The sequence below is a fragment of the Lentisalinibacter salinarum genome (assembly GCF_040706555.1).
Classification (GTDB): Bacteria; Pseudomonadota; Gammaproteobacteria; order Steroidobacterales; family Woeseiaceae; genus Lentisalinibacter; species Lentisalinibacter salinarum.
Genome location: NZ_JAPDRH010000002.1, coordinates 320,253 through 331,615 on the forward strand (window position 1 = coordinate 320,253; position 11,363 = coordinate 331,615).

Genomic DNA, 11,363 nt, shown 5'->3' on the forward strand with positions numbered 1-11,363 from the left:
CGCTGCGCCACATTGCGGGATTTCAATGGATGAGGCAAACGGCATCGGTCCGATGGGCTCCGCCACCAGCGCGTGCGAGGCAAGACTGCGGGATTTCCGACTTGCGATCGACCGGGAAGTCTGAAAAGTTGCGAAACTTGCAAAAGTTCGGTCCGGCACCTCATATGGCTACCCGACGGCAGTTTTTGAAATACGGCGGCGCTGCGGCATTCGCTGCCACGGCCCCACTGCCGACGCTGGTGGCCGAGCACAAGCAGCTGCCGGTCCGACCGATCCCGCGCACGGGCGAGTCGCTGCCCGTCATCGGCATGGGCAACTCGAACGCCTTTCGCAGCGGCGACCGGGAGGCCTCCTGGGACGTCATAAAGATCTTCCAGCGTTACGGGTCCCGCTACATCGACTGCTCCGGCGACAGCCGTTTCGTCGTAGCCGACGTCGTCGGCGAACGTGAGATCGGCGACCGGGTCTTCCTCGGCACCTATTTCGACGTCGACGACGAGGCCGCGGCCCGCGACGAGGCGGCACGCCTGCTCGCGACGACCGGCAAACCGGCCCTGGACCTCATGCACGCCTATCCGGAGACGGCGGTACCGAACTGGCGTACGTTCCGGCGCTGGCAGGACGAGGGTCTGGCCCGGCATATCGGCGTGGCCCGACACCGCAGTGAGTACTACCCGGTCATGATGGAGCTCATGGCCACCGGTACCGTGGACGTCCTGCAGGTGAACTACTCGCTCATGGAACCGGAGGCCGCGGAACGCGTCCTGCCGATGGCGCAGGAGCGGGGCGTCGCCGTGGTCATCAATCGCCCGTTCATCAACGGCGAGTGGTTCAGGCTGGTACGCGACCGCAATCTGCCGGCGTGGGCGGCCGAGTTCGACTGCGCCACCTGGGCGCAGTTCTCGCTCAAGTTCATCCTCTCCCACCCGGCCGTGACCTGCGTGCTGACGGAGACCGCCAACCCGCGCCATGCAGTGGACAACATCGGGGCGGGTTTCGGCGCGCTGCCGGACGAGAAGACCAGACAACGCATGCGCGACCTCGTCCGCGACCTGGCCTAGCCACGGACGCATATCGGGACAGTCGGCCCGAATCGGAATCGGGTCGACTGTCCCGGCGTTTCAGGCCGGTCGTACGTTGCTGTTCAGCCGGAACAGGTTCATCGCGTCGTAGCGACCCTTGATGCGGGACAGCCTCTCGTAGGCCGGCCCGTAATTGCCTGCCGCACCCTGGCCGTCGAACTCGATATTGTCGTAATAGCCGCCGGTGTACGGCTCGATCTCGGCGAACCATTCCCTCGCCAGCGCGATGGCCTCGGCGTCGTCGGCAGGATCCGTCCAGGCGCCTGCCACGATCAGCATGGTCTCGGCCTTGCGGTGCGGGAATGCCGTGTCCAGCTCCCCGACCCGGCTCACGGCCCCTCCGGCGGTGTGAGTGAAGAAGGCGAGCCGCGGGTCCGGACGGTAGCTGTCGATCAGCGCCGCGATGAGATCACGCGTAACCTCCTTCGCCATGCCACTCTTGGCATAGGAGCGGATGCCGTGGGCAAATGCCGCGTCCTCCTGAGTCTGCATGACCATGTAGTCCTGCACCTTGACGCCGTCCTCGGCCGGTTTGCCGGTGCGGCGGAGTGGCTCGAGCTCTTTCTCTCCCGCGGCAGGATCACCGTTGTAGACGACCTCCATCACGAGCACGCCCTGCCCGTCCGACATGGTGAGCAGCGCCGGCCCGACGTAGAGTTCGTCGGACAGTCCGCCGGCCCAGTCCGCATAGAAATCCAGCACCGTGCCCGCCTGTTCGACGGGCCAGACGATGTTGCCGGAAAGCACGTTGCGGTCGAAAGGATGCAGGCGATAGTCGAACTCCGTGACGACGCCGAAGTTGCCGCCGCCACCCCGGATCGCCCAGAAGAGGTCCGGTTCCTGATCCGCGCTGACCCGACGCACCGCACCGTCCGCCGTGACGATCTCGGCCGAGACCAGGTTGTCGATGGTGAGACCGTACTTACGGTTCAGCCGGCCGAAACCGCCGCCCAGCGTGAAACCGCCGACGCCCGTGTGGGAAACGACTCCCGCAGTCGTGACGAGACCGTGCTTAAGCGTCGAGGTATCCAGCGTGTTCAGCAGCGCGCCGCCCTGAGCATGCGCGCGGCGGGCATCGGCATCCACCCGTACGCCGTTCATGGCGGAGAGGTCGAGCATGAGCCCGCGCTGGCAAACCGACTTGCCGGGCCAGCTGTGGCCGCCGCCGCGCACGGCCAGCAGCAGACGGTGTTCGCGGGCGAAATTGACCGCATCGCTCACATCGGCGCTGTCGGCGCACCGGGCGATGAGCGCCGGGTGCTTGTCGTGCATCCCGTTCCAGATCTTCCGTGCCTGGTCGTAGGCCGGGTCACCGGCGAGCAGCACCGGGCCACGCATTGCGGCGCCGAAGTCGCGCACGGCGGACCTCCCGATCTCGATCTCTGCGCCGTCCAGCGAGACGGCACGGACACCGGATCGGGCCTCCTGCGCAAGCGTCGGCGCCCCGGCAGACAGAAAGGGAAATGCCGTGGTCGCGCCCGCGGCCATCGTCAGATGGCAGAAATGGCGTCTGTCCATGATTTTGCTCCCCCGAGAAAATCGTCCATGGACCGAGAAACTTATACCCGTCTACGGGAATATTTCCACTGTCAACAGCGCTTTACGGCAGCCGGGGGATGGGCAGCCCGAGCATTTTCGCGGCTTTTGGCGCGCCGCAAGCCGGTTCATCGTTCCGTCGGATGTCGAGAAATCGTCCAGACTCTGTCTAAATTGCGCAACCGGCGGTGCGGCTGCGGCCGGCGATTACGGGCGCCAGCCGGATCACTCCGGTCCCGTGCCGGCGGTCCCGGCAAGCTCGATGCGCCGCTCGGCCGATTCCTGCCAGGGATACTCCATGTAACGCGCGGTCGCCGACGCGGTGTCTTTACCATGGATCGCCGCGACGAGCGCCAGTGCCATGTCGATCCCGGCCGCGATCCCGGCGGCGGTCCAGACATCGCCGTCGCGCACGTAATGCTGCTGCCGGTCCACGGACACCGCCGGCAGCATCTCCGCCATCCAGTCCAGCGACCGCCAGTGCGTGGTCGCGCGGCGGCCGTCCAGCAGTCCCGCGGCGCCTAGCAAGAGGGCGCCGGTGCAGACCGAGCAGAGCCGCTCGACTTCGCGGCTGCGCTCGCGCAGCCAATCCAGCAGCGGCGGATTCTCCAGCTGCCGGCGCACGCCCCAGCCGCCCGGCACCAGCAGCAGATCGAGGGCCGGGCAATCGTCGAAGGACCAGCGCGGCGTCACCGTCATGCCGCCCGCGGTAGTGACCGGGCCGCCCGTCTCGGCAACCAGGCCCACGTCGAAAGGAGACGATTTCTCGCGCCGCGCACCCTCGTCGAGGCGAACCACGGAGAAAACTTCGAAGGGACCGCAGAAGTCCAGTACCTCCACGTCATCGAAAACGATGATGCCGACCCGTTGCCGCTGCATTGCCCGGCCTCCCTAGTCCGCCTCGGGCGACAGTTCCTGCTCGATGCTCACCAGGATGCCGTCCTCGAAAACGTAGTGTGTGTCCCAGAGATCACAGAAATAGATCTCCCGGTTACGCTCCGCGAACACGAGCTTGCCGCGCGCCCGGTCGGACTCGAAACAGGCCTGCTCGAAATCCTCCACGGCCATGCCGAGCTTCGGCTCCGCGCTCGCGCAGCCGGCGAGCACCGACGCCGCGAGCATCACCGCAGCGCCAGCCCCGGGTCCCGATATCGTCTTCATTCCGGTGGATACCTCTGCAGCCAGGCGAGGATGTGATCCACCTTCGCGATGAGCTGGCTCGGCCGGCGCGCAATGTTGTGGGCGGCGCCCGGCATCTCGACCAGTGCCGTGTCGATGCCGCGGATCTTCAGCGCGCTGTAGAGTTGTTTCGCCTCGGAGGGCGGCGTGCGCAGGTCCGCGGTGCCCACCATCACCAGCGTCGGCGTCTCGATCTCGCCCAGCAGCGACACCGGCGATTCCTTCATGTATTCCTCGATGCTCTCCCAGGGCTGACCCGGATAACGGTAGTCCGCGTACTTAAAATAGTTGTCGGCGGTCAGCGTCTTGCTGACCCAGTTCATCACCGGCTTGATGACCGCGGCAGCCCGGAAGCGGTCGGTATTGCCGACGATCCAGGCGGTCATGGTGCCGCCCGCGCTGCCGCCGGTGACGTAGAGCCTGTCCTCGGAAGCGATGCCCGCTTCGACCAGGGCGTCCACGCCGTCCATGATGTCCTGGTAATCGCCGCCGGGGAAATCGTGATACAGCAGGTTGCCGAACTCCTCGCCGTAGCCGGTGCTGCCTCGGGGATTGGTGTAGAACACCACGTAGCCCGCCGCCGCGTAGAGCTGCAGCTCCGGGGAAAACACCGGGCCGTAGTGCGAGATGGGGCCGCCGTGGATCTCGACCAGCAGCGGATAGTCCCGTCCGGGGTCGTAGCCGGGCGGCTTCACCAGCCAACCCTGGATCTCCCGCTTGTCCAGCGTGGAGGGATAGCGGAACTCCTCCACGCCGCCCAGCAACCGGCCGCCGAGGGCATCGGCGTTCAGGTCGGTGACGGCAGCGGGCGCACCGCCCAGCCAGGAAACCACCGCGACGTCGGCCGGGCGGTGAGCGGTAGCGCGGGTGTAGGCGATCCGGCCGTCTTCGGAGACCGAGAACGAGCCCCGCACGTAGGGGCGGCCGATGACCGTGCCGCCGACGTTCTCCGCCATCACCCGGAACTTGCCGCCGAGGGTGGTGAACCCGATCCGGGTCACGCCCTGGTCGGCGTACTGGAAATACAGACCGTCGCCCTCCCGGTTCCATGCCAGTCCCGAGATGCTGCGATCGAGGTCCGGCAACAGCTCGCGCTTGCGGCCACCGTCGATCTCCATCACGTACAGCCTGTCGACCTGATAGGTCCGTACCTCGTCGTCGTAGCCCCGCCAGGCGATCAGGCTGCCGTCGGGCGAGATCACGGGATCGGTATCCGGGCCGTCGCGGTCCGTAAGCCGGGTGATCTCGCCGCTCGCCACGTCCACCCGGTAGACGTCGGACTCCACGAAATCGAGCTCCCAGTCCGGATTGCGGTTCGCCGAGAACACCAGCGACTCGCCGTCGGGCGTCCAGCGCGGCGTGCCCTGGTGATGGAAGGCGCCGGAGGTCACCTGCCGGGGCGTGCCGCCGTCGGCGGGCAGCACGAAGTAATGGTAGAAACCCGGCTCCAGGTAGCCGCTGCCGTCGCTCTCGTAGGTCACCCGGGTCGTCACCCTCGGCGTCTCTGCCCATTCGGCGCCTTCGGGCTTCGGCGGCGACCGCACCAGCGACGGTGGCTCGGCCGGCACCCGCATGGAGAAGGCGAGCCGAGCGCCGTCCGGCGACCAGCTCAGCCCGGACGGGCTCGTCTCCAGCTGCGTCAGGCTGGCGCGGGTGCCGGATTCCAGCCAGTAGACGAAGATCTCGGCGCCGTCGTCACCGGCCTCGGCGACGTAGGCGATCCGCGTACCGTCCGGCGACCAGACCGCGCCCGATTCGTCGCGCTCGTTACCGGTCAGGGGCTCGTGCCGCTCGCCATCGGACGACGCGAGCCAGAGCCGGGCGACGGGTTCGTCGGTCATGATGTCCATGCCATTGCGGACGTAGACGATCTGTTCGCCATCGGGGGAGATCTGCGGATCCGAAGCCCACTCCAGCTCGAATACGTCCATGCGCTCGAGCGGGCGCTCCGGTGCGGCTACGGCGACCCCTGCGAGCAGCAGGGTGGCGGCAGCGAGGATGGCGCTTGCTGGTCTCCTCATCGGCTCTCGTCTCCTCCGGTTCTCCGCGGCCGGTTGCCAGAAAAGGGCCACATGATACCCGCTGTGTCGCGGGACGGGAGCGCAGGGCGCTACACTGGAGCGGCATCAAGAGAGGACGGATCATGGCGGAACGCACGTTGAGCCGGGTCATCCCCGGCGTGGAGACCTCGGACGGCGCCGGCGTCAGGCTGCGCCGCAGCCTCGGCGCCGGCGAGAGCGGCCGGCTGGACCCCTTCCTGATGCTGGACGAGTTCGGCACCGACAACCCGGAGGACTACATCGCCGGATTCCCGCCCCATCCGCACCGCGGTTTCGAGACCGTCACCTACATGCTGAACGGCCACATGCGGCACGAGGACCATATGGGCAACGTGGGCGAGCTGACCGAGGGCGGCGTGCAGTGGATGACCGCCGGCCGCGGCGTGATTCATTCCGAGATGCCGCAGCAGCGGGAGGGCCGCATGCGGGGCTTCCAGCTCTGGATCAACCTGCCCGCCGCCGAGAAGATGAAGCCGGCGGCCTACCGCGACATCCCCGCGGCGGAGATCCCGGCGGCGGACATTCCCGGCGGGCGGGTGAAAGTCATCGCCGGCGAGGTACCGGTGGGCGGGACGACGACCACCGGCCCGATCCACGGCCTCAGCACGGAACCGCTGTTCGTCGACGTGGAGCTGGCGGCGGACCACCTGTTCGAGTGCCCCGTGCCGGCCGGCCACAGCGCCTTCGTCTATGCCTACGAGGGGAGCGTCACCGTCGGTCGCGGCGCCGGCAGCCGGGAACTGCCGCCGCGCTCGGCGGGCATACTGGACGAAGGAGACAGCGTGACCCTGGAGTCCGTCGGCGACACCGCCCGGTTCATCCTGCTGGCCGGCAAGCCCATCGGCGAGCCCGTGGCCCAGTACGGTCCCTTCGTCATGAACACGCGCGAGGAGATCGAGCAGGCCATCGCCGACTACCGCAGCGGCGCGCTCGTCGAGTACGCGGAGCGCTGATTCTTCCTCGTCGCGGGCCGCGAGGCAGAGGCAATTGGACTGACGGCCGGCCCGGCTCAGTCCAGGGTGACTTCCTGCCGAATCTCGCCCATGCGGCAGGACCGGGCGCGTAACGTCACCGTGCCGGCTCCCTTGACCACCAGCGAGCGCCGGGCCCGTCCCGTACTGCCACGGCCGTAGGGATAGTACAGCGCGCCCGTGCCCTCGCCCGCGCCGCGCCCCCATCCGTCCAGGTGGCCGAGCGTGCGGCGCGATCCGCCCTCGACCAGCTCGCAGCCGTCGCACTCGACGTCGAGATACAACTCTTCGTTCCAGCTGAGCTTCTTCGCCGAGCCCAACACGTAGCTCGGCAGGTAGCCGACGTTCTCCACGGTCACGTCCAGCCGGGTGAGACCGCTGCCGAGGGCGGTCGTCTCCACCGCCGCGAAGCGCGGACGGGGCGCCATGGCGGCGACGCGCAGGAAGGCGGCCGCGTGCTGATTGCAGATGCCGGGCAGCAGCTCGTACGGCGGGTTCCACATCCCCACCCGCGGATCGATGCCGCCGAGCTCCACGCGACCGAGCTGCGGGTGCTCGAAGCCGCGCCACTCGAGCACGGCGCGCCCGGCGTTCTGTTCGCGATCCCAGCGCGCGATCGCCACCATGTCGTCGCGGTCGAGATCGCTGTAGGCCTTCACGAACGGCTTCTTCCGCTCCAGGCCCACCTGCGCGAACAGGTCCCACAGCTCCACCACGTAGCCGATACAGCCCCGCTGGTGGTAGGCGTAGTCGGTGAGGTCGCCGTGCAGCGGCTTGTCCGGCTCGTACAGGAACTCCTCGTAACCGCTGACCATGGGATAGCCGGTGTGGGTCTCCAGCCATTCGCCCACCTGGCGGAAGATGGCGAGGTCCTCCTGGTCCATCTTCGCGTCCGGCTGGTGGCCCAGCGGACGGATGCCGACGCCGCCGAACGTATGCAGATTCAGCCAGGCGAAGATGTTCGGATGCGCCGTGGTGAACTCGATCACGGCCCGCGACTCCGCCTCGCTGCCCGGATATTCGCCTGCGCCCGCCTGTTCGTGGTCGGGCGCCCAGGACCAGGGGAAATTCCGGTTCAGGTCGATGGGGCTGTCGGAGAGGAAGGACGGCGACGGGATGGTGGCGCCGTCGAAGTTCTCGATGACGCCCTCGGGATAGAGCTTGTAGAAGGGGCCCTCGTCATCGACGGTGCGCAGCACCATCAGGTCCGGGACTTCCGTCGATGCGACGAACTCGCCGGTCGGGTCTTCCACGCGCATGGCGAGAGCGGCGCCGTCCCCGTCGAGGTCCGTCGGCCGCCAGTACGAGCGGCTGTCGTTCGGGCGCCGGTCCCGGGTGTTGGAACGCACATAGCGGCACTCCTTCAGCATGCGTTCCGCGCCGTCCGGCGAGATGCGCGGCATCACGTAGAACAGCACGTCGCGGAGCGCCTCACCCACCGCCGCAGAGAGGTTGTGCGGCACCGTGCCCTCGGCGTGGAAACGCAGCATGTCTTCGGCGATACCCAGCGCCACGCTGGAACCGCAGAGTTCGGCGGCGTGCATGTTGCCGTCCACCCAGACGGCGGGACGGATATCGTCGGGGCGCGGGCCGATGGTGAGCAGCCACAGTTCGCGGCCCTCTTCCGTGCGGCCCAGCGATTCCAGCCGGACGAGGTCCGGCCAGGTCCCGGCCCAGTGCTCGAGTGTCGCGGTGAGTTCCTGGTAGGAGAGGTAGCGGTTGCGGAAGTCGGCTGTCATGGCCGCGATGCTACGGTCAGCCCGGACGGACCACAACAAAAAAAATCGGGCGCCGCGCGCGGCCTCTCCGATCGCGGTGCCCACCCCATCGGACCGCCGTCGGGGCCTGGATCCCGACGGCGCGCCACCCCACGGGCCGCTGCAGACAGAGGCGGTCGGACGTTACTCGGCGGCAGCTACGCTGCGTTCCCAGGAGAACAGCGTCCGCGTCGACTGGTTCGCGTCGAGGCCGAGCCGGCTCAGGCGGCCGTCGCACTCGGCTGCGCAGTCGTCGCTGATGGTGTAGCGGTCCACGTGCACGCGCGTGCCGAGCAGCCCGCGGTCGAAGGTGGCCTCCAGCGTGATCGTGCCGACGTAGCTCGCGCGGTAGCCCTCTGGCACCGTGAACGTGAAACCGGTAGGCGGCCGGATCTTCTGGCCCTGATAGCGGAAGCCGATGCTCGTCACCCGATGGGTGCCCGGTTCCAATGCCCAGGCGAACTCACCGTCCCGGCCGATCCTGCCGACGATGGGCTGCGGACTGCCCGCCTCGGCGAGGTTCAGGGTGGCCGAACTGGCGAAAATGCCGTCACCGAAGGCCACCTGGTGACCGTTGCGCATCAGCTCGAAGCGCCCGAACACCACGGTGGCAGCGGGTTCGCCGGTCTCACCCGCGAGTTCGGCGGCCGAATCGATATTGCCGGCCGTCGTCGCACAGCCGGACAGGCCCGCGAGCAGGCAACCGCCTGCGGCTGCGAAGATAAGGCGTCGCATCTTGCCCATGAGAACCCCCTTTTGCATACCAGTCTGCATACCAATGTATATACATAGTATATCTTGTAACACGATTGTGTATATACCTGAGCTATCTCGTCGGAAATAGTGGTTTTCCGCCGCTCTACGCCATAGCCCGGCGAATCACTTGCCAAGCGAACGTATATACATTGAAATACTCTCCCGCGAAGGCGCTCCGGCGACGGACGCGAGGAGTGCGACGATGACCGCAGCGAGCGACGTGGCCAAGAAAGAAAAAGACAAGAAGAAGAAAAAGGACGCGCAGCTCGTACTCCGCCTGGACAGCGAACTGCGCGACCGTTTCCTGGACGCCTGTCAGGAACTCGATACCTCGGCCGCCCGGGAAGTGCGGCGTTTCATAAAGCGCTTCCTGAAGCGCTACGACGCCGGCGAACTGGACGACTGACGGCGCCCGCGCGCGGCGAACGGCGAAACCGGACGGCCCTGCCGTGCGAATATCGTGGTTTGGGACCGACGAGTCTGCAAGCCATGAGCAATACCACGAACAACGCCATCACACTCGACGAGACCATCGAAGCGGCGCGCCCGCTGCACGAGGCGTTCGCCTACGTGTCGGACTTCGCCCGCATCGAGGAATGGGACCCGGCGGTCGCCAGCGCCACGCGGCTCACCGACGGCGGGCCCGGTGTCGGCGCCGAGTACCGCATCGACATGAAGGCGGGATTCTCGCTGCACTACCGGGTGGTCGAGTTCGAACCGGACCGCCGCCTGCTGATGACGGTGAAATCGCGCCTGTTCACGGCCCGCGAGGATATCCTCTTCGAGGCAGCCGGCGACGGGACCCGGGTGCGCTATATCGCCAGCTTCGACTTCCCCGCACCGCTCGCCGCCCTGAACCGGCTGTTCCCGGCCGCCATGGACCGGGTCGGCAAGAGCGCGGTGGGCGGGCTGAAGAAGGCTCTGGAGGACGACTACGAGCCGCCCCGGGCTTCCGTGCTGACCGCCGCAGCCGACCGCCTCGTGCTGCCGGGTCTGTGGCGCTTCACCCGTCTCGGCTACTGCGCCGCGCGCCGCCACTGGAAACCCGTCTCCGCCTACCTGGGCGACCGCCATATGCTGATCACCGGCGCCACCTCGGGCATCGGGCTCGCCGCCGCCCGCGAGCTGGCGACGCTCGGCGCGGGCCTGACCCTGGTGGCGCGCGATGCGGACAAGGCCCCGACGCTGGTCGCCGACTTGCGCGAGCAGACCGGCAACAGCGACATCGGCTACGAGATCGCCGACCTCTCCGTCATGGCGGACGTGCATGCCCTGTGCGACCGGCTGCTCGCCGCAGGCCGGCCCGTGGACGCGCTGATCAACAATGCGGGCGCGCTTTTCAACCCGCGGCAGGAGACGACGGAGGGGCTGGAGAAGAGCTTCGCGCTGCTCCTGCTCGGCCCGTATGTCCTCACCGAGCGCCTGCAGCCGCTGTTCGTGAAGGCCGGATCGGCCCGGGTGGTGAACGTACTGTCCGGCGGCATGTACACCCAGAAGATCCGGGTGGACGACCTGCAGAGCGAACGCGGCCTCTATTCCGGATCGGTGGCCTACGCCCGCGCCAAGCGCGGCCTCATGATCCTGACGGAGGAGTGGGCCGCACGCTGGGCGGACGACGGCATCGCGGTGAATGCCATGCATCCCGGCTGGGCGGACACTCCCGGCGTGGAGGAATCCCTGCCCGGGTTCTACCGCCTCACGCGATACGTCCTGCGCAGCCCCGAAGAGGGGGCGGACACCGCCGTCTGGCTGGCTGCCGCCAGCGAGGCGGGCGAAGTCTCGGGCCGGTTCTGGCTGGATCGCGAACAGCATCCGAGCCACCTGTCTTCCCGCACCGTCGAGAGCGCGGCGGAGCGCGCACGACTGCTGGAGCAGCTCGGCGAGCTGATGGAGAGCACCCGGCCCGGCCTGAGTGACGCCCCGGGCAGCGCGGGCCGCCGGGCCGCAGTATGATGGGCGGGACGCATGCCGTCCGGAAGACCGGAGCCCCGTTGTAAGCAGTGAAATCAGTGAAGCCAGCGA

Annotated in this window: 10 protein-coding genes; 4 read left to right on the top strand and 6 right to left on the bottom strand. The window is 67.8% G+C overall.

The window, feature by feature from the left end; translation table 11 throughout:
* Positions 1-164 precede the first annotated feature (164 nt).
* On the top strand, positions 165-1,061 hold the full coding sequence (locus ACJMKZ_RS04525) for an aldo/keto reductase (RefSeq protein WP_405232007.1): 897 nt from the start codon (positions 165-167) through the stop codon (positions 1,059-1,061).
* 60 nt (positions 1,062-1,121) lie between these two features.
* Here the strand turns inward: ACJMKZ_RS04525 and ACJMKZ_RS04530 are convergent, their stop codons facing one another.
* The 4 genes from ACJMKZ_RS04530 to ACJMKZ_RS04545 form a co-directional block, all read right to left on the bottom strand.
* Positions 1,122-2,600, bottom strand: coding sequence for an FAD-binding oxidoreductase (locus ACJMKZ_RS04530; protein ID WP_405232008.1), 1,479 nt, complete (start codon positions 2,598-2,600; stop codon positions 1,122-1,124).
* 243 nt (positions 2,601-2,843) lie between these two features.
* Positions 2,844-3,497: a DJ-1/PfpI family protein gene (locus tag ACJMKZ_RS04535; protein ID WP_405232009.1), complete on the bottom strand. Its 654-nt coding sequence runs from the start codon at positions 3,495-3,497 to the stop codon at positions 2,844-2,846.
* 12 nt (positions 3,498-3,509) lie between these two features.
* Positions 3,510-3,779: a hypothetical protein gene (locus ACJMKZ_RS04540; protein WP_405232010.1), complete on the bottom strand. Its 270-nt coding sequence runs from the start codon at positions 3,777-3,779 to the stop codon at positions 3,510-3,512.
* Entirely contained in the window at positions 3,776-5,818 is a 2,043-nt protein-coding gene (locus ACJMKZ_RS04545; protein WP_405232011.1) for a prolyl oligopeptidase family serine peptidase, read from the bottom strand. The genes ACJMKZ_RS04540 and ACJMKZ_RS04545 overlap by 4 nt, the downstream gene beginning before the upstream one ends.
* 122 nt (positions 5,819-5,940) lie before the next feature.
* Between ACJMKZ_RS04545 and ACJMKZ_RS04550 the strand changes: the two genes are divergently transcribed.
* Positions 5,941-6,810 (top strand): pirin family protein, encoded by an 870-nt coding sequence (locus tag ACJMKZ_RS04550; RefSeq protein ID WP_405232012.1) that lies wholly within the window; start codon positions 5,941-5,943, stop codon positions 6,808-6,810.
* 56 nt (positions 6,811-6,866) lie between these two features.
* Here ACJMKZ_RS04550 and ACJMKZ_RS04555 read toward each other — a convergent pair whose 3' ends face one another.
* Together ACJMKZ_RS04555 and ACJMKZ_RS04560 are read right to left on the bottom strand one after the other, a co-directional pair.
* The gene (locus ACJMKZ_RS04555) at positions 6,867-8,567 is read right to left on the bottom strand and encodes a M14 family metallopeptidase (protein ID WP_405232013.1); all 1,701 of its coding nucleotides are present in this window, start codon (positions 8,565-8,567) and stop codon (positions 6,867-6,869) included.
* Between the two features lie 162 nt (positions 8,568-8,729).
* Positions 8,730-9,329, bottom strand: a complete 600-nt coding sequence (locus tag ACJMKZ_RS04560) for a hypothetical protein (RefSeq protein WP_405232014.1) — start codon at positions 9,327-9,329, stop codon at positions 8,730-8,732.
* Positions 9,330-9,543: 214 nt separating this feature from the next.
* On the opposite strand from ACJMKZ_RS04560, the gene ACJMKZ_RS04565 reads away from it, so the two are divergent.
* A complete protein-coding gene (locus ACJMKZ_RS04565; protein ID WP_405232015.1) occupies positions 9,544-9,747 on the top strand; it encodes a hypothetical protein in 204 nt (67 codons plus the stop codon).
* Between the two features lie 83 nt (positions 9,748-9,830).
* Positions 9,831-11,294, top strand: coding sequence for an SDR family NAD(P)-dependent oxidoreductase (locus ACJMKZ_RS04570; RefSeq protein WP_405232016.1), 1,464 nt, complete (start codon positions 9,831-9,833; stop codon positions 11,292-11,294).
* Positions 11,295-11,363: the final 69 nt, after the last annotated feature.